Raw genomic sequence first — 26684 nt, forward strand, 5'->3', positions numbered from 1 at the left:
TAACGTGAGTTCGACGTAAAAAAGTTGATTTATTTATAATAAAAAAGCGAAAAATTTAGTAAATTAAAGTTCTGAATTTCAATTATATAACTAAATATTTCGCTATGATTTCCGATTCTAAAATTACTGAAATTTTCTGTTCTATTGATGATTTTTGTCTTGAATTTGTCCCTTTTTGGCAAAAAAGCCTACTGGCCAATGGAAAAAAGCGCACCAGAGCTTCAAAAATGGGCCTCTCTGAAGTAATGACCATTCAAGTGCTTTTCCATTTATCCGGGTATAAAACCTTCAAGGATTTTTATATAGGCTATGTCTCAAAACATCTAACCAGTTATTTTCCAAACCTGGTATCCTATAATCGTATGGTGGAACTCAAAGGGCAAAGCTTTATGCCCCTGGCTATTTACCTCAAAGTTTGTGGATTGGCAAATTGTACGGGGATTAGTTTTATAGATTCTACGCCCCTAAGGGTTTGTGACAAGCGAAGAATTAACCAACATAGGGTATTCAAGGATTTGGCACAAAGGGGACAATGTTCCCTGGGTTGGTTCTATGGTTTCAAATTGCACATAATCACCAATGACCAAGGCGGTATCATTGATTTTATGATAACTAAAGGCAATGTGGATGATAGAAAACCTTTACGCTTCAAAGCCTTTGTTAAAAAGCTGTTTGGGAAGCTCTTTGGTGACAAAGGCTACATCTCCAAAGATCTATTTACTGAGTTGTTCTATAATGGAGTGCATCTGGTAACCAAGCTTAAAAAGAACATGAAAACAAAACTATTGACCCCTGTGCAAGATGCTTATCATTTAAGAAAAAGGGCCATTATCGAAACTATTTTTGACCAACTCAAGAACATTTGCCAAGTTGAACATTCTAGACATAGAAGCGTAACCAACTACTTCAATAATATTTTTGCCTCACTTATTGCCTATAATTTTAAAGATAGAAAACCTTCTTTAAAAAACAACTTCGTCGATACAAAGCAACTGTATTTAACTTTATAATTACATCGAACTCACGTTATTTAACTGAGGTGATTTAGTTAAGTTATTGTTTACCTTGCACTTAAAATTATTTGTTAGTATCAATATACAATGCTTTTTTTAAGGCATCGTGCATTACAGTAGCATCTACATCTACTCCTGTCCAATGTTTAATGCCAATAACACCTTGGTTAACCAACATTTGCAATCCATCAATTGTTTTACAACCCTTTGCTGTTGCTGTTTGTAATAAATGTGTTTGTGGCGGATTGGGGATACAATCAGCAACTAACATATTAATAGTCATGGAAGTAAAATCAATGTTCAATTGTTCATTTATATTGGGATATAATCCAATACTCGTGGCGTTAATTACGATATCTGAACTCGTGGCAATAGCATATTTTTTCGTCCAAGGCTGATAAATGGCCTTTGCGCTTGTGCTATTATTTAATAATGCAACAACAGCTTGAGCACGCTCTTTACTGCGGTTAACAATGGTTATTGATGAGACTCCAGCTAATGCCAATTCTACAGCTATTGCTCTTGCAGCACCGCCAGCACCAAATAAGGTAACATGTTTATTTTCGGGATTGATATGTTTTTTAAGGGCTTGCAAAAAACCTTTGCCATCTGTATTTTCACCAATCCATGTATCACCCTGTTTTACAACCGTATTTACGGCACCTATTAATTGTGCCGATTCTCCGAGTTTGTCCAAATGTTGGATGATTGCTACTTTATGAGGTAAAGAACAATTAAAGCCGGCCCAACCCATAGCCTTGGCACCATTTACTGCGGCTTCTAGGTTTTGTGGACTAACTTCACAGGTGATATAACGAAAATGTAATCCATGATGTTGATAGGCTGCTTCTACCATCACTACAGTAGGATTTTCAGCGGCAGGCTGCGCAAAACAGGCTGTTAACTGTGGCAAAAAGTCAGGAGAGGGTTTCAATTTGTTTTTATTGGAATTTTCCATGATAATAAATTGTGAAGGCAGTAGTTTTCAATTAAATAAATCTATGGGGTAAATTAAAAGTTTTTAATTGGAATAAAGATTAAAAAATTGTTCAGCATCCTCAATATCCTGTACTTCCAAAATCCAACAAACTTCCGATAGATCAGAGAAATCCAAACCACCCGCTGCTACGGCTTCATTAAGGTAACGCCCATCTTTTCCGTTATATTCGTTTGATAAATCTATAGCGAGCTGCCAAATTTCGATTAACTTAGGGTTCTTCATTTTATCTTTCCATTGAGTATACTCAGAGGAACGAAACCCTGGAGTTCCGTTACCAACAGAATTACCATCAGGAATTTTTATATAATTTGCAGTTTCCTTTACAAATTGCAAACTCGATGGAGAAGTAGAATTTTCATTCCATTCACTATGTTGAACGACATGAATGCGTTCAGAAATTTTTATTTCAGGTAAATCCGTTTGTATGGCTTTTATAAGTTCAGCAGTGAAATCTGATTGTCCTGCTTCTGCAATCCAAATATCACCTTGGTTGTCGAGGGTTGCTTTTATTTTAGCTTTCACTTGTTGAACAGCTGATTTTAAATTTTCATGTGCATCTGTCCAATTATCTCCAAATGCCAGTTTAAATAAAGCATTGGGTGGAACATAAAGCCCCTCTTGAATACCGTAAGTGCCGGCAACTGCATGATAATTTATTTTTGAAAAATTGGGGTGAGACAAAATCGTCATTAAAGCAGCTACTGTATGAAGGTCGTCTACATCAGTTTTACAGTCAAATTGAACTAATAGCAAATCTTTTTCTATATTAAATTTAGCTACCTCTGAAGGTTTTGGGTTTATAGCATGACTTTCAAATAACATAAAAATAGTTGCTATAACAAGTAAAATAATTTTTTTTGATTTCATTTTAATAATTTTTAGTGTTTAGTGTGCTTCCAACCAGTCATTTCCAACGCCCAAATCTACATCAAGCGGGACTTCAAGTTTATAGGCATTTTCCATTTCAGTTTTTACAAGGGTTTTGATGGTTTCCAATTCAGGTTTAAAAACATCAAAAACCAACTCGTCATGTACTTGCAAAAGCATTTTTGTTTTGTAATTGCCAGCTTCTAGCTTATCATATATATTTATCATGGCTATTTTAATAATATCGGCCGCACTACCTTGGATGGGTGCGTTTACCGCATTACGTTCTGCCGCTCCTCTAACAACAGCGTTTCTAGAATTAATATCTTTTAAATACCGGCGTCTTCCTAAAACTGTTTGCACATAACCATGATCTCTAGCAAAATCAATTTGTTCGCTGATATAACTTCGTAATTTAGGATAGGTTGTGTAATATGTATCAATAAGTTCTTTGGCTTCGCTTCTGGAGAGATTTGTTTGATTGCTTAATCCGAAAGCGGAAACACCATATATAATACCAAAATTAACGGTTTTGGCATTGCTTCGTTGTTCTCGAGTTACGTCGTTTAAAGGGACGTTAAATACTTTTGATGCTGTTGACGCATGAATATCTTCACCGTTTTTAAAAGCATTTATCATGGTTTCTTCTTTGCTTAAAGCGGCGATGATACGGAGTTCTATTTGACTGTAATCGGCAGATAATAAAACATAATCATCATTTCGGGGGATAAATGCTTTACGCACTTCCCTGCCACGTTCTGTACGAATGGGAATGTTTTGAAGGTTTGGATTATTACTGCTTAAACGTCCAGTGGCGGCAACGGTTTGCATATAATCTGTGTGTACTCTACCAGTGATATTTAACACTTGATTTGGCAAGGCATCCACATAGGTGCTTTTTAGTTTTGATAAGCCTCTATAATCTAAAATATGCTGAATGATTTCGTGGTCTTTTGCTAAATAGCTCAATATGTCCTCGGACGTAGCATATTGCCCTGTTTTGGTTTTTTTTGGTTTATCAACAAGTTTCATTTTATCAAAAAGAATCTCACCCAATTGTTTTGGCGAAGCGATGTTAAAGGTTTCTCCCGCCACTTTATAGATGTTTTCTTCTAATGTCTTGATGTCGTTATCTAATACAACCGACAATGATTTTAAAAAGTTTTCATCCAAATTGATGCCTTCCAATTCCATTGAGGCCAAAACGCGCAACAATGGAATTTCTATGTCATCAAATAGTTTCTGAATATTGGCTTCACCCAATTCTTTTTCAAAATGTTCCTTAAGCTGAAGTGTTACATCGGCATCTTCAACAGCGTATTCCGTTTGTTTTTCTAATGGAACATCTCTCATGGTTATTTGATTCTTACCAGTTTTACCAATGAGTTCGGTAATGGAAATAGGCGTATAGTTCAAATAGGTTTCTGCCAAAACATCCATATTGTGTCGCATATCGGGATTGATAAGATAATGCGCCAACATGGTATCAAACAATTTACCTTGTACTTTGATGTTGTATTTATGAAGTACCTTGATGTCGTACTTTAAATTCTGACCGATTTTTTCAATAGTGTCATTTTCAAAAAACGGACGCAGTTGTTCAATAAGTTCTTGAGCTTCGGCTTGGTTTTCTGGAAATGGCAGGTAAAATCCTTTGCCTATTTCCCAAGAAAATGCAATGCCGACCAATTCGGCTATAATAGGGTCAATGTTTGTGGTTTCGGTATCAAAACAAATACTTTTCTGATTCAATAAATTTTTGATAAATAGTTTCGTTGCCATTCCGGGAGCGACACTCTGGTAAAAATGTGATTTGCTGGCTGCGGTATCTCTTGAGCTATAATTTGTTATTACTTTTTCTTCACCATCATTTCCAAATAATGAAAATTGACCAGCACCGGCATGCCCCTTTTGTCCTTCGGACGTTTTCCCCAAAGGGGAATTTTTCACGTTTTCAGTAGTTTTTTCTGTTAAACTTGTTTCAGCTTCAACAGAAAATGTTTTTACAAAATTTGCCAATAGTTGTCTGAATTCTAATTCTTCAAAAATCTCAGTTACTTTTTGAATATCGGGATGGTCTAGCTCAAAATCCTTTGAGTTAAAATCAACAGGAACATCCAACATAATGGTAGCAAGTTTTTTTGAAAGCAATCCTAATTCTTTAGCATTCTCTATGTTTTCCCTCATTTTTCCTTTTAACTCATGGGTATTTGCCAACAGGTTTTCCATACTACCATATTCTGCCAACAGTTTTTTCGCCGTTTTTTCGCCAACACCCGGTAATCCAGGGATATTATCGCTAGAGTCGCCCATCATGCCCAAAAAGTCAATGACCTGTAATGGGTCTGTTACCTCAAATTTTTTCTTCACTTCTTCAATACCCCAAGTTTCGTAACCACCACCAAAAACAGGGCGATACATAAAAATATTTTCAGAAACCAATTGTGCAAAATCTTTATCGGGTGTTACCATAAAGGTTTTATAACCTTCTTTTTCAGCTTGTTTGGAAAGGGTTCCAATAACATCATCGGCCTCATAGCCTTCCTTTACCATAATAGGAATATGCATGGCTTTTAAAATATCTTCTATATAGGGAATGGCAATTTTAATAGCTTCTGGTGTTACATCTCGATTGGCTTTGTAGGCTTCAAACATTTCCACGCGATCAACACTGCCGCCTTTATCAAAACAAACAGCTAAGTGGTCTGGTCGTTCTCTTTTTATAACATCTAAAAGGGAGTTCATAAACCCCATAATAGCTGAGGTATCTGTGCCCTTAGAATTGATTCTCGGATTTTTAATAAAGGCATAATAACCACGAAAAATGAGGGCATAGGCATCAACAAGGAAAAGACGTTTTTGATTTGACATTTTGGTTTTTTTGATAGAAAACCAAAGCTACAAAAAGTTATCTTTAAAATGGAAATTAATGGGTAAGCTATTTGTTTAGTGATTTTAATAACTAGTATAAGGGTTGAATCTTAACTAATAGTTAAATAAAATTCACTTGTTGGCTATTAATTTAGAATACCATTATCTTTGAATAAAAAATCTATGCTTCGTTGGACTATCTTTCTAATTATTTTTGGAATTTTAGATTTTTATGCTTTTCAGGCATTTAGAACTCTTAGTAAAAATAATTGGCTTCTAGCTATATATTGGATAATTACCTTGTTGGTAGTAGGCAATTTTGTTTATAGTTATTATGGCTTTAATAGAAGCGATGGGTTTTCGCATGCTAATGCTTATGCTGTTGGATTTTTTATAGCCATTTTAATTCCCAAAATGGTTTTGCTTTTGGTTATGTTTGGTGAAGATATTTTCAGGGTACCACAGGCCGTTTACAGATATTTTACTGAAGGCAATTCAGCACAAGGCCATTATTTTCCCCCAAGAAGGGAGTTTATTAGTAAAATTGCTTTGGGCTTGGCAGCAATCCCATTTGCCTCCATCATATATGGGATTTATAAGGGTCGTTATAATTTTAAAGTTTTAAAATATACGTTGCACTTTGAAGATTTACCTAAAGCCTTTGATGGTTATAAAATTACTCAAATTAGCGATATACATTCTGGGAGTTTCGATAATGTAGAAAAGGTACACTATGCTGTAAACTTAATAAATGAGCAAGAAAGTGATGTGATCTTATTTACTGGAGATATGGTAAATAATAAAGCCGAAGAAATGCAGCCATATATGGGCATCTTTGGTAACCTTAGGGCTAAAGATGGTTTGTTTTCAATTTTGGGAAACCATGATTATGGCGATTATGTGTCTTGGGAATCAAATGAAGCCAAACACAAAAACTTAGAAGATTTAAAAGCAATTCAAAAGCAATTAGGGTTTGATTTACTGCTTAATGAAAGTAGGTATCTTGAAAAAGATGGTGATAGAATCGCGTTAGTTGGGGTTGAAAATTGGGGTGTTGGAGGATTTAAAAAAGCAGGAGATTTAAAAAAGGCCTCAAAACATATTGGTGAAAACGATTTTAAGATATTGATGAGCCACGACCCATCACATTGGGAAAACGAAGTCATTCAAGACGCTTATCATTATCATTTAACATTAAGTGGCCATACCCACGGCATGCAATTTGGTATTGAAATTCCTGGATGGATTAAATGGAGCCCTTCTAAATGGCGCTATAAATATTGGGCTGGTATTTATAAAGAAATGGGTCAGTATATTAATGTAAATAGAGGTTTTGGATATTTGGCTTTTCCAGGGCGTGTGGGCATTTGGCCAGAAATTACGGTTATAGAACTTAAAAAGGGGACTATCGTATCTTAATTGCTTTGTAAATCACCATTCATATAAAGAAATTACGTATTTTTATATTAATCCATTGAGAAATGTATTTTTGATTAATGCAATTATTTGTAATATGAAATCGCCCTAAACAAGATGTTTGCTTACAAACACGAATGAAGATAAGCGATTTCGTATGACTTTTAAAAAACAAATATTATCTACATATGAAAAAAATATGTAGGTTTGTATAAGTGTATTTGACTAATAAACAATAAAGTATGTCAAAATTTGGGGAACTTATTGATGTAGATATTCCTGTTTTGTTAGATTTTTTTACAGAATGGAATGAGCAATCTACTGCTATGCACGCTGTGCTAAGAGATGTTGCTGCAGCTTTAGGGGATAAAGCTAAGGTCATTAAAATTGATGTTGAAAAGAATGAAGAATTAGCAGAAGCCCTTCGTGTGAAAGGATTGCCAACATTGATTATCTATAAAAATGGCGAAATGAAATGGCGTCAAAGTGGAGAACAAGATGCCAATACACTTATAGGCATCATTCAGCAATATATTTAAAAAATTAAAGGTTTAAAACTATAGCCTTTTTCACTAAAGTATTTTAATACTTTTGGTAATGTGTATTGCATATTTTTTGAGGCTTTTACACTATCATGAAAAACAATAATACTGCCGTTAGTAGATTTTGTTGTAACATTATTTAAACAGGTTTCCATACTTATCGTCTTATCCCAATCAAAAGATATGACATCCCACATAATTATTTTGTATCCTAGCTTCATTAATTCTTTTCCTTGTTTAGGCGTTATTTGACCATACGGTGGACGAAAGAGATTAACGTTTGAAGACGACAAATCCATCATTTGAGAATTTAGTATCCCCTGCGTTTTTTCAATATCAAGTAAATAATCTTTGGCTTTAGTTTTCCAACCCTTTACATGATTATAGGTATGATTTCCAACAGTGTGGCCTTCATTTAAAATATCTTGAAAGATGTCAGGATAGTTTTCAATGTTTTTTCCAATACAAAAAAAAGTAGCTTTTGCATGGAAGGATTTTAAAGTGTTTAGTACCCAATTAGTAATTTCGGGTGTCGGGCCATCATCAAAGGTAAGATAGACTATTTTATCATCAGTTGGGATGTCCCAAACATAGTTTGGGAACATCTTTTTCGCAACTAATGGTGTTTTGATGGGTGTTAAGGTCATAGGCCTTATAAAAACTATTCGTTAATTGGCTCTAAGCCTTCAGAACTGTCAATTAAGATATCTGTATCTTGTGGTTGCTCGTTAGTGTCTGAATCTTCATCACCATAAAAATGCGTGAATAATTTTAAATTATTATTAAAAATATCACTTTCGTTTTCAGCAAATTCAGGATCATATTTAATTAAAACATCAATTAAACCCTTATACCGTTGAATGTCAGTATAAATATCCTCAAATAAAGTTTCTTGATTACTTATTGTTAAACTGCTGTAGTATCTTAAGTTTTCCTGATATTTTTTAGCGACTTGTTTGAATAATTTTTGAGCTTTTTCTTTGTTCCCTATTTCATAATAAGCACTAATATAAGGTTCTAAAAGTGTGTAATACCCAAAATAATCAACAGGCATGTTGGTCATGGCTATATCGGCTATTTCTTCAGCTTTTTCTAGTTTATTCTCATTTATGAGCTGTTCAATGAGTCTAGCCAAATTACCTCTATAAGTTATAGAGTTTTTACGGGTTTCTGGATCGTGGTAAATATCACCGCCGCTATTTCCCCAATCCCATTTTTTTACTTTTTCGTACATCAGGTCGCTATCTACACGCCCCATATCAAAAGGGTTTGCTTCACTAACAGGCGTTTTAATAGGGACTAGTTTATAGCACATGCCATCTAACTGTAAATAATCTTTCATCCAGATATAATCATCATCGCCAAAACTTCCACCCGTAAAATAAATTGGGCGTTTCCATTCATTATTGGCAACAATATCCAACATAAGTAATCTGTTTTTTAATAAAGCACTGCCTGTGATTTTGATATCAATGTAGGGCACTATTTTATCGGCATCTTCAGGTTTTACTATCCCATATTTTAAAGCATTTTCTTTGTTTACGGGAATCCTTAAATTTTGTGTTGGCACATAATTGGAGTTTAAGTCCTGACTTCTTATTTGCTGTAAGTCTGAAGCATCGTAACCCCGCTGTTCAAGGACAAACTTATATTTTGTTTTAGGGTTGTTACTTTGTACAATATCCAAGAGTTGTTTCACTTGTAACGTGTCACTAATTAAATTTTCAACAGCAAGATATTCATTAGTGCCAAATTTATAATCGTTATGAGTAAGTTGGGAGGGAATAGGATCACTTTCATAAGCTTTACGTTTCATTTGGTCTATATACCAATCCGTTTGGAATAAACTGGTGTTTATAATACGTACATCTGTTCTATAACCTTCAATTTCTTGGGCGTACCAAAGCGCAAAGGTATCGTTATCGCCAATAGTGAATAATATGGCATTTTCCGCACACGAATCCAGATACATTTTTGCCATAGAATTGGCTGTGTATTTATCAGATCTATCATGGTCATCCCAATTTTCGGAAGCTAAAATACCAGGCACTAAAACCAAGCAAACCACTGTAATTAATGGTGCAGTTATGTTTGAAGGCAAATATTTTTTCAGGGCTTCATATAAGGCATACACGCCAAAACCAATCCAAAGAGCAAAAACATAAAATGAACCAACTACCGAGTAATCACGTTCCCTAGGTTCAAAAGGGCGTACATTGGTATAAAACTGAATAGCTATTCCTGTAAAAAGAAAAAACACTAGCATCACCCAAAACAATTTTTTGTCTTTATTGAATAAAAAGAAAAAGCCTAATAAGCCTAAAATAAAAGGCAATAGGTAATAGGTGTTTCTCCCTTTATTATCTTTAATATCACTAGGCAGATTGTCTTGAGACATGCCTAAAAGTTTTTCGTCCAATGGTTTTATACCAGTTATCCAATTACCATGGTTGTCATATCTGCCTTGTATGTCGTCTTGTCTTCCTGAAAAATTCCACATAAAGTAACGCCAGTACATATAGCCTAGCTGATATTGAAACATGTAGGTGATGTTTGAAAATAAGGAAGGTTTTTCAACATCAATATAGTTTTTATAACGTTTTAAGAAGTTATTATAATCTTCATAGTCTACATTACCTTTGGCAACATTATTTTTAAAATCATTAACCAAAGTTCGCAGTTCGTTTTCCATTTGGTATTCGGGCTTTAATTTGAAATCTAAAAACCCTGAAAACATCATGTAATTTTCGGCATGTTCTGGACTCCACATTCTGGGGAGTATGGCAGCGTGTTTGGAATTGTAATTTTGTTTAGCATTTTTGTAATCGTTTACAATCACATATTTACCGGTGGCTTCATCCTTTTCATATTTTGGTTTGTCGTCTGAATACGGATTACTATCGTCTAAATAAGCATATTGATCTGTAAACAATGGCCCATAAAACAAATGTGTTTCTGGGTATTGTTCTAAATTGTAATATGCTAGTAATTCCCTTGCGCTTGAGGGATCATTTTCATTAACAACAACATTAGCATTGGCCCGAATAGGAAGCATTAACCATGTTGAAAACCCAATAGTAATAAAGGTCAAGCATAAAATACCAGTATTTAAATGTTTGTAATTTTTCTGTTTGGTGTATTTTAACCCGTAATAAATAATAGCAACTAATAAGATGCCCGCTATTATAGAGCCTGAATTAAAAGGAAGCCCTAGGCTGTTTACAAAAAAGATTTCAAAAGCACTAAAGATTTTAAGAATGTTAGGCGCTAATAATTTGAATATAAATAGCAGGATTGCCACGGAAACTACATTGGCAATAATGAAATTTTTTATGGTAATCGCTTTATAATTTTTGAAATAATACACAAGACCAATGGCTGGAATGGTCAGTAATCCCATGAAATGCACACCAAAAGATAGGCCTATAACAAATGAAATTAAAATGAGCCATTTGCTGCTTCTAGGTTTATCCATATCTTGTTCCCAACGAAGTCCGAGCCAAAATAGAATAGCCATGATTAAAGTTGCCATAGCGTACACTTCGGTTTCAACAGCATTAAACCAAAAAGAATCCGTGAATGTAAAAGCCAAACTGCCTACCAAACCACTTCCTAAAATAGCGATATATTGTTGTTTGGTTAAAGAAACTTCAGTGTAATTGTTGTTGTTTTCTTCTTTATTGTGACTTGAATAAACAACCAATTTTTTGAGTAGTATGGTAATGGTCCAAAACATGAACAGAATAGTGAAAGCACTAGATACGGCACTCATCATATTCATTATCCAGCCAATTTGCGACGGTTCTATAGCAAAAATAGAGAAAAAGGCTCCCAGCATTTGAAACAAAGGCGCTCCAGGTGGATGGCCAACTTGTAATTTTGACGCAGTTAAAATATACTCCCCGGCGTCCCAAAAGCTTACGGTAGGTTCAACAGTTAAGCTGTACGTTATTAAAGCTATTAAAAAAGCGAACCAGCCTGTTATGGTGTTCCATTTTTTAAAGTTAAAATGTGTCATGAAGATGTTTGTTTTTTACTACGGCGAATTTAGTAATAATTATGCAATCGCATAATGGTTTTAAGTAAACGTTAAGTATTCAAGATTATTTTTTAAAAAATGCTTGTTCAAATAAAACTTTGTGCTAAATTTGCACCCTCAATTACACATTGGCTTATGGTGTTCCCGATAGCTATCGGGATGGCAACAGAAACAAATGTAAAATAATTGAACAAAAGTTTTAGAATTTTACTTTAATAAATTCGCCAGCATTGGCTTATGGTGTAACTGGCAACACGTCTGGTTTTGGTCCAGAAGAGTCTAGGTTCGAGCCCTAGTAAGCCAACATAATTGTAAATCCTGATTCTATTCTGAGTCAGGATTTTTTTTGTTTTTATATAAAATGTTTAAATTTTAAATGTCATAACAGGTCTTTTGGCATGGTTTACCAGATCTTCACTAATACTACCATTAAAGAAATGTGAGATGCCTTGCCTGCCGTGAGTACTCATTCCTATTAAATCTGCATTAATAGATTTTGCATAATTCATAATACCGCTTTCAACGGTTTCGTCATTATATATGTTAATGATGAAATTTTTAAAATTAATATTTTTGGTGAAGTTTAGCATACGTTCTTCAGCTTCAAGGGTTGTCATGAATTTATTTGGTGTATTTACCATTAATAAGTGGATTTTCGCCTTTAAAAGTTTAGCAAAATCAGTGGCTTTTGTATACGGTATTATGCTCTCGTCATTAAAATCTGACGCAAATACAAAGTCATTTATATTAAACGTTTCATGTTCTTTTTTAATTACTAAAACAGGGACTTCAGAGGTGCGAACCACTTTCTCTGTATTTGAGCCGATAAGCATTTCTGTTAGACCGCTAGTTCCTTTAGAACCCATAATGATTAAATCAATTTTATGTTTTTCGCATACATGAAAAACACTTTTAAATATATCATTAAACTCCACATGTTCGTGAATGGTTATGTCTTTTAAATAGTCGTTTTTAAGTAATGTTTCAAAATGCTTCCTAGCCAATTTCATAAAAAAAATAGCTTCTGGTAAATCGTTGTTAGCAATTACAGGATCTACTTTTTGAAGAGGCAATTCAATAATATGAAGTAAATGAATGGCGCAATGATGTTTTTTTGCTAGCTGAGCGGCGACTTTTAATGCGTTTTCAGCTTGAGTGGAAAAATCAGTAGGAACAAGTATTTTTTTCATGATTAACGGCAGTAAGATTCGTATAAATTTATAAATTATTACTTTATAAATCAATTATAATATTATATATTTGCGCCATTGTTAGGCAAAACAGAAATATGAGGGGACGAGAAGTCCCCTCTTTTTATAATAAAAATGTTTAAGACTAAGGTTGAAAATTTATTAGAAAATGCCCTGTTAGAACGAAGTGATTTGTTTCTTATCGATTTTTCTATTCAGGGAGATAATCAGATTAAAGTTGTTCTTGATGGCGATCAAGGTGTTTCTGTTGAAGACTGTATGTTTATCAGTCGCGCTATCGAACACAATTTAGATAGAGAAGAAGAAGATTTTTCATTAGAAGTCATGTCTGCTGGAGCCACATCTCCTTTAGTCAATAGAAGACAGTATATAAAAAATACGTCTAGGGAGCTTATGGTAAAGACAACTTCTGAAGTTATAGAAGGAGTTTTGGTAAATGCAACCGAAAACGAGATAACCCTAGAGTGGAAAGCTAAAGAGCCTAAACCTGTAGGGAAAGGAAAAATAGTAGTGAAGAAACAAGCTAATATCGCTTACCATGATATTATAGAAGCAAAAGTGTTGATTAAATTTTAATTCAAAAGGAGTATGGAAAATATTGCGTTAATTGAATCTTTTTCAGAATTTAAAGACGACAAGTTAATTGATCGTGTAACGTTAATGGCTATTTTAGAGGATGTTTTTAGAAACGCACTAAAGAAGAAATTTGGAGATGATGACAATTTTGATATTATTGTTAACCCAGATAAAGGAGATTTAGAAATTTGGAGAAATAGAGTTGTGGTTGCAGATGGTGAGGTTGAAGAACCAAACCAAGAAATTTCGTTATCAGAAGCACGTAAAATCGAACCCGATTTTGAAGTAGGTGAAGATGTATCTGAAGAAGTAAAGTTGGTGGATTTAGGCAGAAGGGCTATTTTAGCATTACGCCAAAATTTAATTTCTAAAATTCACGAACACGATAATACCATTATCTACAAACAATTTAAAGATTTAATTGGTGAAATTTATACGGCTGAGGTGCATCATATTCGTCACAGAGCTGTTATTTTATTGGATGATGAAGGTAATGAAATTGTATTACCAAAAGAAAAACAAATCCCTTCAGACTTTTTTAGAAAAGGAGACAATGTAAGAGGTGTTATAGATAGTGTTGAGCTTAAAGGTGCTAAACCAACTATTATTATGTCTAGAAGCTCCCCCGCATTTTTAGAGAAATTGTTTGAACAAGAAATACCAGAGGTTTTTGACGGACTTATAACCATTAAAAATGTGGTAAGGATTCCAGGGGAAAAGGCTAAAGTAGCTGTAGATTCTTATGATGACAGAATTGATCCTGTTGGAGCATGTGTAGGCATGAAAGGTTCTAGAATTCATGGAATTGTTCGCGAATTAGGAAATGAGAATATAGACGTTATCAATTATACAAACAATTTACAGCTTTATATTACCAGAGCTTTAAGCCCAGCTAGGGTTACTTCCATTAAAATAAATGAAGAAACAAAACGTGCTGAGGTTATATTAAAACCAGAAGAAGTAAGTAAAGCTATTGGTAGAGGCGGACATAACATCCGTTTGGCGGGTCAATTAACAGGTTATGAGATAGATGTGTTTAGAGAAGGTGCCGAAGAGGATGTGGAATTATCTGAGTTCTCCGATGAAATTGAACCATGGATTATTAAAGAATTCAGTAAAGCTGGACTTGATACTGCTAAAAGTATCCTTGAGCAAGATGTTCAAGATTTAGTAAAAAGAACAGACTTAGAAGAAGAAACAATTAATGACGTTATTAGAATTCTTAGAGAAGAATTTGAAGAATAACATATATTTGAGTATTTTAAAGGCAATTTATGGCTGAAACAGTAAGATTAAATAAAGTATTAAGGGAACTCAATATTTCTATTGATCGCGCAACGGAGTTTTTAAAAGACAAAGGCGTAGAGATAGAAAAGAGCCCGAATACAAAAATATCAGAGGAGATTCACACGCTTCTTTCTAATGAATTTCAAATAGATGCAAACAAAAAGGTAGCATCTATAGAGGTTAGTGAAGCAAAACTTAAAGAAAAAGAAGTATTGCGTGAACAACGTGAGCGTGAAATTGAAGAAAGACAAAAAGAAGCCGCCAAAAGAGAAGAAATTTATAAAGCTACTAGAACACTTTCTGGACCTAAACAAGTTGGTAAAATAGATTTAGAGCCACAAAAGAAGGAAGCAAAACCAGAGCCTGAGAAGGAGAAGGAGAAAGCCATTCAAGAAGACCTTGTTAAGCAACCAGAACCTTTAAAAGAAGAGGTGAAAGAGGCTAAAGAGGTGAAAGCTGAAGCTGTTGAGCCTGTGGTGAAGAAACCGGAAGCTGTTACTCCAAAAAATGAGGTTGTTAAGCCTGTTGTGGTTAAAGAAACGGTAAAAGACGAAGATGGTGTTCCAGAAGAAGAGACATTAATAACAAAATACCAAAAGCTTACAGGTCCAAAAATATCTGGTGATAAAATTGATTTAAGTCAATTTAATAAACCGAAGAAGAAAAAGGAAGACAAAAAACCTGAAACGAAACCAAATGATGCGAATGCTGCCAATAAGAAAAAGCGTCGTAGAATTAGTAAAGTGGGAGGGCCTCAAGCGGGTAATAATAATACTCAAGCAAGAACAGATGCTTCACCAAGGCCAAGTTCAGGTCCAAATGACAGAAATGATAGATTTAAAGGCAATAAGCCTGGTCAAGCAAGACGACCTATTTTAAAAGAAGAGCCTAGTGACGAAGATGTAAAAAAACAAGTAAGAGAGACACTTGAAAAGTTACAAGGAAAAGGTTCTAAAGGTAAAGGAGCTAAATATAGAAGAGAGAAAAGAGACTATCATAGAGACCAAACGGAAAGAAATCTTGAGCTAGAAGCTGCGGAAAGTAAAGTACTTAAAGTTACCGAGTTTGTTACGGCTAGTGAAGTCGCTACCATGATGGATGTGCCAGTAACTCAAATTATTTCTGCATGTATGTCGCTTGGAATGATGGTAACAATGAATCAGCGGTTAGATGCGGAAACCCTATCTATTGTAGCTGATGAATTTGGTTATAAAGTAGAGTTTGTTACTGCCGATATTGAAGAATCCATTGAAGTCATAGAAGATTCAGAAGAAGATTTATTGCCTAGAGCGCCTATTGTAACCGTCATGGGTCACGTAGATCATGGTAAAACATCATTATTGGATTATATCCGTAAAGAAAATGTGATTGCTGGAGAATCTGGAGGTATTACTCAACATATTGGTGCTTATGGCGTTGTATTGGAGGGTGGTCAAAAAATAGCATTCTTAGATACACCAGGTCACGAAGCGTTTACCGCGATGCGTGCACGTGGAGCACAAGTAACAGATTTAGCTATTATTGTTGTAGCGGCGGATGATGATATTATGCCACAAACCAAAGAAGCTATTGCCCATGCACAAGCTGCCAGTGTGCCCATTGTTTTTGCTATCAATAAAATAGATAAACCTGATGCAAATCCTGAAAAAATTAAAGAGGGATTGGCTCAAATGAATTTATTGGTTGAAGACTGGGGTGGAAAAATCCAATCGCATGATATTTCAGCTAAAAAAGGAACCGGAGTTAAAGAATTATTAGAAAAAGTATTGCTTGAAGCCGAGTTATTAGAGCTTAGAGCAAATCCGAATAAAAATGCCACTGGAACCGTTGTGGAAGCTTTCCTTGATAAAGGGCGTGGGTATGTATCAACTATATTGGTGCAAGCTGGTACTTTACGAGTGGGCGATTATGTGTTAGCGGGAAAAAATAGTGGTAAGGTAAAAGCCATGCATGATGAGCGTGGAAATGATGTTACCGCTGCCGGGCCATCAACACCTGTATCTATTTTAGGATTGGACGGAGCACCACAAGCTGGAGATAAGTTTAATGTATTTGATGATGAACGTGAGGCAAAACAAATCGCTTCTAAACGAGCTCAATTGCAACGTGAACAATCGGTTAGAACACAGCGTCATATTACCCTTGATGAAATTGGTCGCCGTATTGCTTTGGGAGATTTCCAAGAATTGAATATTATCCTTAAAGGTGATGTGGATGGTTCTGTTGAAGCATTAACAGATTCGTTCCAAAAATTATCTACTGAAGAAATTCAAATTAATATTTTACACAAAGGTGTTGGAGCTATTACAGAAAGTGATGTGTTATTAGCATCTGCATCCGATGCTATTATTGTGGGATTTAATGTACGTCCTGTTGGAAATGCAAGATCGATTGCCGATAAAGAAGAAATAGATATCAGAACCTACTCTATTATTTATGATGCCATAAATGACCTTAAAGATGCTATGGAAGGTATGTTATCTCCAGAGCTTAAAGAGGAAATTACCGGTACTGCTGAAATTAGAGAAATATTTAAAGTGACTAAAATTGGTAGTATTGCAGGTTGCATGGTTACCAATGGTAAAATATATAGAAACTCAAGCATTCGTTTAATCAGGGACGGTGTTGTTGTTCATACTGGGGAGTTATCATCATTAAAGCGATTTAAAGATGATGCTAAAGAAGTCACTAAAGGATTTGATTGTGGTATGCAAATTAAAAACTACAATGATATTAATGAAGGTGATATTATTGAAGCATTCCATGAAGTTGAAGTTAAAAAGAAACTTAAATAAAAGTATCTTTCTAAACTTATATCATAAAAAAAAGGGATTCCATGGAGTCCCTTTTTTTATGATTATATTTTTACTTTTTGGGTTTAAAAATAAAAGCACTTGAAAACTTTTGTTTTATTTCTTTTAAAGCCCTATCGGCCTCTATCTTGGTTCTAAAGTTTCCAACCCAAATTTTGTAGTTAGGTGTTTCAAATTCAATGGTCGAATCCCATTTATCAAACTTTGAACTAAAATCAGTTCTGAAATTTTCTGCAGCAGCCCTATTTCCAGAATAAATTTGAATTCTATAACGATCGGAATCACTATCATTCTTATTCATATCTTTCCTTAAATCTAGTAATGTAGCTATTTTTTTATCCTGATTTACAGAAACGGATCCCTGTTGTGCACCACAACTGTTTGATGCATAAACAAAACAAATAATGGCAAATACGGGTACTTTTAAATTCAATGTTTTCATTTTCAAATATATTAATACAAATGTATACGTTACAAACTTAAATATGGCTCATTTTATTATTTAGAATCCCTCTAAATTATCAATAACGCCTCTCGAGCGTTTCTAAAATCGACTTTTAATATTACTTTTGCCTGAGATTTTATAACTGCGTTTTTTTTGTTATTGAAAGAAAAAATCATACCAAAGTTTAGAATTAATTTAACCAACAATATGGAACAGGTGATTCACCGTAAGTTAAGTAAAAGTATTCTTCGTTTAGGCTTAATTTTTTTATTAGCGTTTACAACATCCCTTTCTGCTCAAGATGGTGATCCAGCAAAAGGAAAGTCATTGTTTAATGCCAACTGTGCCGCTTGTCATCAATTAGATAAGAAAATGACTGGACCAGCGCTTCGCAATTTTGAAACGCGTTTGGCTGATGAGCAAGGATTGGACAGAAAATGGATTACAGATTGGATTCACAACAGTTCAGGCATGATTAAGTCTGGGGATGCCTATGCCAATAAAATTTATAACGAGTACAATAAAGTAGCTATGACTGCATTTCCGCAGTTATCAGATCAAGATATTAGTGATATTTTAGCATATACGGCAGAAGAAAAAGCTGCCCCTCCTGTTCCTGATGCTGGCGTTGGTGCTCAAGCCAATACAAATTCAGGGAATGGTATTTCAAACGAGATAATTTTAGGTGCTTTAGCTATCCTATTTATATTATTGGCTGCTGGGCTATACGTGGTAAACAAAACATTACGTCGTTTTGCTGCTGCTCAAAATATAGAATTACCCGAAGAAACAAAAAGAACTCCTTTATGGAAAGCCTTTGTTAAGAATCAGTTCTTAATGTTGGTAGTTGCCATATTCTTTTTATTAACAAGTGCCTTTTTTGTATATGGTTATTTTATGCAAATTGGAGTAGATCAGGGGTATCAACCGGTACAGCCTATTCATTTTTCACATAAAATCCATGCTGGTGATAATGGTATCGATTGTAAATATTGTCACTCTTCAGCTAGGGTAAGTAAAACATCAGGTATTCCCTCATTGAACGTGTGTATGAATTGTCATAAATCCATTTATGAGTACAAAGGAGAAACCTCTCCCGAATATTCTAAAGAGTTTTATGATGGTGAAATTAAAAAGCTTTATGCAGCTGCAGGATGGGATGATGCTGCGCAAAAATACACTGGTGAAACACAGCCAGTAAAATGGGTGCGAATTCATAACTTACCAGATTTCGTATATTTTAATCACTCACAACACGTTAGTGTTGCAGGTGTAGAATGCCAAACTTGCCATGGGCCCATTCAAGAAATGGAAGTTGTTGAACAATTTTCTCCATTAACTATGGGTTGGTGTATTGATTGCCATAGAACAACCAATGTGAATGTAAAGGACAATGCTTATTACACTAAAATACATGAGGAATTGTCCAAAAAATATGGTGTAGAAGAACTGACAGTTGCTCAAATGGGTGGCTTGGAATGTGGTAAGTGTCATTATTAATTTATTAAAGAAGTAATTCAATTATATAATATGTCATCAAACAAGAAATACTGGAAAAGTGTTGAAGAGCTAAACGAAAAAAGCTCAATTGTTGAGACGCTAAAACAAAACGAGTTTGTAGAGCAAATACCTACTGATGAATTTTTAGGCGATAAAGATTTATTGGATGCAACATCTACAACACGTCGCGATTTCTTAAAATTTGTAGGTTTTAGTACTGCTGCAGCATCGCTTGCTGCTTGTGAAGGGCCTGTGGTTAAATCCATTCCTTATGTAGTTCAGCCGGAAGAAATTATCCCAGGGGTAGCTAATTATTATGCAACTACTATTGCTGATGGATTTGATTTTGCAAGTGTTTTGGTAAAAACTCGTGAGGGTCGTCCAATTAAAATAGAAAATAATACTATGGCAACTACCAATGGTGGTGCGAATGCCAGAGTAAATGCTTCGGTTTTAGGATTGTATGACAGTTTAAGAGTTCAAGGACCAACAAAAGATGGAAAATCCATTTCTTGGAGTGCTTTTGATGCAGAAATCAATCAAAAATTAACTGATTTAAAAGGTGCTGGAAAAGCGATTGTATTGTTAACACAAACGTTTGCTAGTCCATCTACAAGTAAGTTAATTTCTGAATTCAAAGAAAAATATGGTAATGTTAGTCATGTTGTGTACGATGCTGTTTCAGAATCTTCTGCACTTGATGCTTACCAAGCTAAATATGGAGAACGCGGATTAGCTAATTACGATTTCTCTAAAGTCATGACCATTGTGTCTGTTGGTGCAGATTTCTTAGGAGATTGGCAAGGAGGTGGTTTTGATTCTGGTTATTCAAAAAACAGAATTCCTCAAAACGGCAAAATGTCCCGTCATATTCAGTTTGAATCTAATATGTCTTTAACTGGGGCTAATGCCGATAAACGTGTGCCTTTAACGCCTAGTCAACAAAAATTGGCTTTAGCTAAGTTATATAGTTATGTAGTTGGTGGCTCTGTCTCTGGAAATTTACCAGAAGCTATTGATAAAGCTGTGAAAAATGCAGCTTCAGAACTTAAAAAAGCAGGCAGTGATGCTGTTGTGGTTACAGGAATTCAGGACGTCAATGCACAAACTGTAGCTTTAGAAATCAATGCGTTTTTAAATAGTAAAGCATTTGATGCTTCCGCTCCAATAAAAACCAGACAGGGTAATGATAAAGAAGTAATGACTTTAATTGCTGATATGAAAGCAGGCAACGTTGGAGCTATCATTATGAGTGGTGTGAATCCATTATATACATTACCAAATGCTTCAGATTTTGCTGAAGGATTGAAAAAAACAGAATTATCTATTGCGTTTTCCCTTAAAGCAGATGAGACCGCATCAGAAACACAATATATTGCAGCAGCACCTCACTATTTAGAATCTTGGGGTGATGTGGTAATTAAAAAAGGACATTATGCGTTGATGCAACCAACTATTCGTCCGTTATTCAATACAAGACAATTTCAAGAGGCTCTATTAAAATGGAATGGTAATGACATGTCTTACCATGAATATATTAAAGAAGCTTGGGGTTCAACTATTTTAGGAGAAAGTTCTTTTAATCAAGCGTTACACGATGGTATTTATGTGGGAACCATTGCTACAGAAACAGTAGATACGGCGTCTTCCAGTAGTACAGTAGAAGAAACCGTTGAAACACCATCAACAAATGCAGCAAATTTGCTGGCTTCGTCAGCTAAAAGTACTGGCTTTGAATTATCATTGTATACCAAAGTAGGTATGGGTGATGGGCAACAAGCCAATAACCCATGGTTGCAAGAGTTTCCAGATCCTATTACACGAGTTAGTTGGGATAACTATTTAACTGTATCCAGAGCCGACGCAGAGGAATTAGGTCTAGAAAATTGGCATGTGGCCAATGGCGGTTTAAATGGCAGTTATGCCAAAGTTACCGTTAATGGAACTTCTATAACCGCTCCAGTAATGATTCAACCAGGTCAAGCAAAAGGCTCTGTTGGTTTGGCACTTGGTTATGGAAAAACAAAAGGATTAAAAGAAGAGATGCAAACAGGTGTTAACGCCTATGCATTATATCATAATTTTAATAGTGTACAAAATGTAACTATTGAAAAAGCAGTTGGAGAACATGAGTTTGCTTCAGTTCAGTTGCACAATACATTAATGGGTCGTGGCGATATTATTAGAGAAACTTCTTTAATGATTTTCAGTACTTATGATAAAGAAGATGAAGAATATGGATGGAATAAAATTCCTAAGGTATCTTTAAATCATCAGGAAACACCGGTAACGTCGCCAGATGTAGATTTATGGGAAGAATTTGACCGCACCATTGGGCATCATTTCAATTTGTCAATCGATTTAAATGCTTGTACTGGTTGTGGGGCTTGTGTAATAGCGTGTCACGCAGAAAATAATGTGCCTGTAGTTGGTAAAACAGAAGTGCGTCGTAGCCGTGATATGCATTGGTTACGTATTGATAGATATTATTCTTCTGAAACATCTTTTGAAGGTGATAATACCAAAAAAGAAGATATTTCTGGTTTAGGAAGTTCATTAAGCGAGTTTGCTGAAATGGAACATGCTTCTGAAAACCCTCAAGTAGCATTCCAACCAATCATGTGTCAACATTGTAATCATGCGCCATGCGAAACTGTTTGTCCAGTGGCAGCAACGTCTCATGGTCGTCAAGGTCAAAACCATATGGCTTACAACCGTTGCGTTGGTACTAGATATTGCGCAAACAACTGTCCATATAAAGTGCGTCGTTTTAACTGGTTTTTATATGTGGGTAATGATGAGTTCGATTATCATATGAATGATGATTTAGGACGTATGGTTTTAAATCCAGATGTGGTAGTACGTTCTCGTGGTGTTATGGAGAAATGTTCTATGTGTATTCAAAAAACACAAAAAACCATTCTTGATGCGAAACGTGACGGCCGTCTAATAAAAGATGGTGAATTCCATACCGCGTGTTCTGCGGCTTGTAATAATGGGGCTATGGTATTTGGCGACATCAATGATAAGACCAGTAAAGTGGCAAAATTGAAAGAAGATCATCGTATGTATCACTTGTTAGAAAGCGTTGGAACAAAACCAAACGTGATATATCAAACTAAAGTGAGAAATACAACAGAAGTATAAATTAATTAAGAAACACTTATAAAAGGATTATGGCGTCTCATTACGAAGCACCTATTAGAAGACCTTTAGTTACAGGCGAAAAATCATACCACGATGTATCTGTGGATGTGGCTAGACCTGTAGAAGGACAAGCCAATAAACAGTGGTGGATAGTTTTTTCTATCGCACTTGCCGCTTTTCTTTGGGGAATTGGATGTATTATTTATACAATATCTACAGGTATAGGAACCTGGGGTTTAAACAAAACCGTAGGTTGGGCTTGGGATATTACTAACTTCGTTTGGTGGGTTGGTATTGGTCACGCAGGAACACTTATTTCAGCGGTACTACTATTATTTCGTCAAAAATGGAGAATGGCGATTAACCGTTCTGCAGAAGCAATGACCATTTTCTCTGTAGTACAAGCAGGTCTGTTTCCAATCATTCACATGGGGCGTCCTTGGTTAGGTTATTGGGTATTACCAATTCCAAATCAATTTGGTTCACTTTGGGTAAACTTTAACTCGCCGTTACTTTGGGACGTGTTTGCAATATCAACATATTTATCTGTGTCTTTAGTATTTTGGTGGACTGGTTTATTACCTGATTTCGCTATGATACGTGATAGAGCCGTAAAACCTTTTCAAAAGAAAATATATTCATTATTAAGTTTTGGATGGTCTGGAAGAGCAAAAGATTGGCAACGCTTTGAAGAAGTATCTTTGGTACTTGCTGGTTTAGCAACACCTTTAGTGCTTTCTGTACATACAATTGTATCCTTTGACTTTGCTACATCGGTGATTCCTGGTTGGCATACCACTATTTTTCCTCCTTACTTTGTTGCTGGAGCGGTATTTTCAGGATTTGCCATGGTAAACACACTGCTTATTATTATGAGAAAAGTGTGTAATCTAGAAGATTATATTACAGTACAACACATCGAATTAATGAACATCGTTATCATGATTACGGGTTCTATTGTTGGTGTGGCATATATTACGGAGTTATTTATTGCTTGGTATTCTGGTGTTGAGTACGAGCAATATGCCTTTTTAAATAGAGCAACTGGGCCTTATTGGTGGGCATATTGGTCTATGATGATTTGTAACGTGTTCTCTCCACAATTTATGTGGTTTAAAAAACTAAGAACAAGTATTATGTTTTCATTCTTTATATCTATAGTTGTAAACATTGGGATGTGGTTTGAGCGTTTTGTAATTATCGTAACATCATTACACAGGGATTATTTACCATCTTCTTGGACGATGTTTTCACCAACTTTTGTTGATATAGGCATATTCATTGGAACTATTGGCTTCTTCTTTGTATTGTTTTTACTTTACTCAAGAACATTCCCAGTAATTGCTCAAGCAGAGGTTAAAACCATTTTAAAATCTTCAGGAGAACGCTATAAAAGGATTAGAGAAGCAGGCGGTAGTTTAGTAGGAACTGGTGCTGATGCAAGGACATCTGGAGATTCAATTAATGAAACAAAAAATAACAAGTAGCATATGGAAGCTTCAAAAGTAATTCACGCTATTTATACGGATGATGATGTATTAATGTCTGCTGTTAAAAAAGTTAAGGCAGAGAGATATCACATTGAAGAAATTTATACACCGTTTCCGGTTCACGGGCTAGATAAGGCTATGGGCTTAGAGCCGACACGAATTGCCATTGCATCATTTATGTATGGCGTTGTTGGTTTAATCGTGTCCATTGTTATGATGAACTATATAATGATTCAAGATTGGCCACAAAATATTGGTGGAAAACCAAGTTTTAGTTATATTGAAAATATGCCTGCCTTTGTGCCAATTATGTTTGAGCTAACGGTATTTTTTGCAGCGCATTTAATGGTAATTACGTTCTATTTACGTAGTAGAATGTGGCCATTTAAAAAAGCAGAAAATCCAGATCCTAGAACAACCGATGATCATTTTTTAATGGAAATCGCTGTTGACGGAAACGAAGAACAACTTGAAAGCTTGCTTAAGGAAACGGGCGCAGTAGAAATTAATATAGTTGATAAAGCACATTAATAATACAGATGAAAAGCTTAATTAAAATAATAACAATAGCAATAGTTTTAGTAGCTATTGTATCTTGTAAAAAAGATACCAGGCCTAATTACCAGTTTATGCCCAATATGTATGAACCTGTTGGCTATGAGACTTATAATGAAAATCCCATGTTTGAAAACGGGATGGCCTCACGAACACCAGCAGATGGTTCAGTTCCTAGAGGATTTGTACCATTTGATATAGACAATACCTTAGAAGGATATGATTTGGCAAAAGCCACTTTGAAAACCCAGCTTGATTCAACTCAAGTAGATTTGGCAAGAGGAAAAGTATTGTATGATATTTACTGTGGCATTTGTCATGGAAATCAAGGAGACGGACAAGGTAATCTGGTAAAAAGAGAAAAAATATTAGGAATTCCAGCATACAATGATGCTGGTAGAGCCATTACAGAAGGAAGTATTTATCATACGATTTACTATGGCAAAAATACTATGGGTTCTTATGCGAATCAACTTAGTAATGAAGAACGTTGGCAAGTAGTAGCCTATGTGTTACAGTTAAAAGCAGATTTAGAAAAGTAAGATTATATAAGATATGTACACATTTTCAAATAAATTAAAGACATTTTCTTTCATTCTAATAATTCTAGGAGTATTAGGCGTTGGGTATGGTTTTATGACGTCTCATAAATCTTTGGAAGAAGTAAAAATCATGCTTGCAGAAGAGGCATCAGCCCATCATGGAGATACAGAAGAAGCTTCTCATGCTGTGGTAGAAAGTCATGGTACTTCTGAAGAAGGAAATCATGCGTCTCCTGCCGATGCACATCATGATGACGAACATGCAGAGCATGTTATGCACCAAATTAGTAACAGGCCTTGGTCTGCACTTTATGTAGCCGCATTTTTCTTTATGATGATTGCCTTAGGTATTTTAGCATTTTATGCGATACAATTTGCGTCTCAAGCAGGCTGGTCTCCAGTTTTGTTTAGGGTTATGGAAGGAATTACCGCATATTTACTGCCTGGAGCGTTAATTGTTTTAGGGATTGCGTTAGCATCGGGAACTATTGGGCATTACAATTTATTCGTGTGGATGGATCCTGAAGTGGTTGCACATGATAAATTAATTCAAGGAAAATCAGGATTTTTAAATATAGGCTGGTTTGCTGTTAGAGGGATTATATTTATAGCTGGATGGAGTTTATATAGGCATTTTGCTCGTAAATTTTCTATCGCTCAAGATAGTGCGGACGACATTAGTAATTTTAAGAAAACATTTCGTATTTCTGCGGCATTCTTAGTGTTCTTTATTTATACGGAATCGATGATGTCTTGGGATTGGATCATGAGTGTAGACCCACATTGGTTTAGTACGCTTTTTGGTTGGTATGTTTTTGCATCTATGTTTGTAAGCGGTATTACAGTACTTGCTTTAATGATTATTTATTTAAAGTCAAGAAATTATCTAGAGTTTGTTAATGAAAACCATTTACATGATGTTGCTAAATTTATGTTTGCATTTAGTATTTTTTGGACCTATTTATGGTTTTCACAATTTATGCTTATTTGGTATTCAAATATACCAGAAGAGGTAACTTATTTTGTAACACGTTTTGAAGATTATCAATTGCCATTTTTAGGTATGGTAGTTATGAATTTTGTATTCCCAATTTTAATGTTGATGAATGCTGATTATAAACGTATTCCATGGTTTGTTGTTATGGCTGGATTGGTAATCCTTGCAGGACATTACATAGATATTTTTGTCATGATTATGCCAGCAACTGTAGGTGATAGATGGTTTATAGGTATTCCAGAAATAAGTTCCATTTTGTTATTTGCCGGACTGTTTATATTTATAGTGTTCACAGCTTTAACAAAAGCACCCTTGCTTCCAAAAGGGAACCCACTTATAAAAGAAAGCAAAGATTTCCATTATTAATAAGATA

19 protein-coding genes and 1 tRNA gene are annotated in these 26684 nt (G+C 35.0%); 13 read left to right on the forward strand and 7 right to left on the reverse strand.

The genetic code is table 11. The features are described 5' to 3' along the window. Positions 1-104: 104 nt before the first annotated feature. Entirely contained in the window at positions 105-1010 is a 906-nt protein-coding gene (locus tag CSW08_RS13050; protein WP_106657880.1) for an IS982 family transposase, read from the forward strand. Between the two features lie 67 nt (positions 1011-1077). On the opposite strand, the gene aroE is transcribed toward CSW08_RS13050, so the two are convergent. The 3 genes from aroE to polA form a co-directional block, all read right to left on the reverse strand. Beyond that, positions 1078-1971 (reverse strand): shikimate dehydrogenase, encoded by an 894-nt coding sequence (gene aroE, locus CSW08_RS13055; RefSeq protein WP_106660315.1) that lies wholly within the window; start codon positions 1969-1971, stop codon positions 1078-1080. Between the two features lie 63 nt (positions 1972-2034). Further along, on the reverse strand, positions 2035-2880 hold the full coding sequence (locus CSW08_RS13060; RefSeq protein WP_106660316.1) for a hypothetical protein: 846 nt from the start codon (positions 2878-2880) through the stop codon (positions 2035-2037). An 18-nt stretch (positions 2881-2898) separates the two neighbouring features. Beyond that, positions 2899-5751 carry a DNA polymerase I gene (gene polA / locus CSW08_RS13065; protein WP_106660317.1) on the reverse strand — a complete coding sequence of 951 codons (2853 nt, stop codon included), beginning with the start codon at positions 5749-5751 and terminating at the stop codon, positions 2899-2901. A 183-nt stretch (positions 5752-5934) separates the two neighbouring features. On the opposite strand from polA, the gene CSW08_RS13070 reads away from it, so the two are divergent. Then, positions 5935-7170, forward strand: coding sequence for a metallophosphoesterase (locus tag CSW08_RS13070; protein WP_106660318.1), 1236 nt, complete (start codon positions 5935-5937; stop codon positions 7168-7170). A gap of 239 nt (positions 7171-7409) precedes the next feature. Further along, positions 7410-7706, forward strand: a complete 297-nt coding sequence (locus tag CSW08_RS13075; protein ID WP_100610177.1) for a thioredoxin family protein — start codon at positions 7410-7412, stop codon at positions 7704-7706. On the opposite strand, the gene CSW08_RS13080 is transcribed toward CSW08_RS13075, so the two are convergent. Then, positions 7703-8356 carry a polysaccharide deacetylase family protein gene (locus CSW08_RS13080; protein WP_106660319.1) on the reverse strand — a complete coding sequence of 218 codons (654 nt, stop codon included), beginning with the start codon at positions 8354-8356 and terminating at the stop codon, positions 7703-7705. The genes CSW08_RS13075 and CSW08_RS13080 overlap by 4 nt on opposite strands. A gap of 14 nt (positions 8357-8370) precedes the next feature. Continuing rightward, positions 8371-11727, reverse strand: coding sequence for a glycosyltransferase family 117 protein (locus CSW08_RS13085; protein ID WP_106660320.1), 3357 nt, complete (start codon positions 11725-11727; stop codon positions 8371-8373). A gap of 252 nt (positions 11728-11979) precedes the next feature. Between CSW08_RS13085 and CSW08_RS13090 the strand changes: the two genes are divergently transcribed. Next, a tRNA-Gln gene (locus CSW08_RS13090) sits at positions 11980-12052 on the forward strand. 61 nt (positions 12053-12113) lie between these two features. Here the strand turns inward: CSW08_RS13090 and CSW08_RS13095 are convergent. After that, positions 12114-12938 carry a universal stress protein gene (locus tag CSW08_RS13095; protein ID WP_106660321.1) on the reverse strand — a complete coding sequence of 275 codons (825 nt, stop codon included), beginning with the start codon at positions 12936-12938 and terminating at the stop codon, positions 12114-12116. 135 nt (positions 12939-13073) lie between these two features. Here CSW08_RS13095 and rimP point away from each other — a divergent pair, with 135 nt between their 5' ends. The 3 genes from rimP to infB are packed head-to-tail and all read left to right on the forward strand — an operon-like array spanning position 13074 to position 17617. Further along, complete coding sequence (gene rimP, locus CSW08_RS13100; protein WP_106660322.1) at positions 13074-13535, forward strand: ribosome assembly cofactor RimP; 462 nt, start codon at positions 13074-13076, stop codon at positions 13533-13535. 12 nt (positions 13536-13547) lie between these two features. Continuing rightward, positions 13548-14780, forward strand: a complete 1233-nt coding sequence (gene nusA / locus CSW08_RS13105) for a transcription termination factor NusA (protein WP_106660323.1) — start codon at positions 13548-13550, stop codon at positions 14778-14780. A 29-nt stretch (positions 14781-14809) separates the two neighbouring features. Continuing rightward, positions 14810-17617: a translation initiation factor IF-2 gene (gene infB / locus CSW08_RS13110; RefSeq protein ID WP_106660324.1), complete on the forward strand. Its 2808-nt coding sequence runs from the start codon at positions 14810-14812 to the stop codon at positions 17615-17617. Positions 17618-17687: 70 nt separating this feature from the next. On the opposite strand, the gene CSW08_RS13115 is transcribed toward infB, so the two are convergent. Continuing rightward, positions 17688-18077 (reverse strand): SPOR domain-containing protein, encoded by a 390-nt coding sequence (locus CSW08_RS13115; protein ID WP_106660325.1) that lies wholly within the window; start codon positions 18075-18077, stop codon positions 17688-17690. Between the two features lie 210 nt (positions 18078-18287). On the opposite strand from CSW08_RS13115, the gene CSW08_RS13120 reads away from it, so the two are divergent. The 6 genes from CSW08_RS13120 to CSW08_RS13145 are packed head-to-tail and all read left to right on the forward strand — an operon-like array spanning position 18288 to position 26677. Continuing rightward, entirely contained in the window at positions 18288-19580 is a 1293-nt protein-coding gene (locus tag CSW08_RS13120) for a cytochrome c3 family protein (protein WP_106660444.1), read from the forward strand. A gap of 30 nt (positions 19581-19610) precedes the next feature. After that, positions 19611-22727, forward strand: a complete 3117-nt coding sequence (locus tag CSW08_RS13125) for a TAT-variant-translocated molybdopterin oxidoreductase (protein ID WP_106660326.1) — start codon at positions 19611-19613, stop codon at positions 22725-22727. A 29-nt stretch (positions 22728-22756) separates the two neighbouring features. Beyond that, the gene (nrfD, locus tag CSW08_RS13130; RefSeq protein ID WP_106660327.1) at positions 22757-24214 is read left to right on the forward strand and encodes an NrfD/PsrC family molybdoenzyme membrane anchor subunit; all 1458 of its coding nucleotides are present in this window, start codon (positions 22757-22759) and stop codon (positions 24212-24214) included. 3 nt (positions 24215-24217) lie between these two features. Beyond that, positions 24218-24748, forward strand: coding sequence for a DUF3341 domain-containing protein (locus CSW08_RS13135; protein WP_106660328.1), 531 nt, complete (start codon positions 24218-24220; stop codon positions 24746-24748). A gap of 8 nt (positions 24749-24756) precedes the next feature. Further along, positions 24757-25314 (forward strand): c-type cytochrome, encoded by a 558-nt coding sequence (locus CSW08_RS13140; protein WP_238987265.1) that lies wholly within the window; start codon positions 24757-24759, stop codon positions 25312-25314. A gap of 13 nt (positions 25315-25327) precedes the next feature. Then, entirely contained in the window at positions 25328-26677 is a 1350-nt protein-coding gene (locus CSW08_RS13145) for a quinol:cytochrome C oxidoreductase (protein WP_106660329.1), read from the forward strand. Positions 26678-26684: the final 7 nt, after the last annotated feature.

Source organism: Confluentibacter flavum, assembly GCF_002843175.1.
GTDB classification, from domain to species: Bacteria; Bacteroidota; Bacteroidia; order Flavobacteriales; family Flavobacteriaceae; genus Confluentibacter; species Confluentibacter flavum.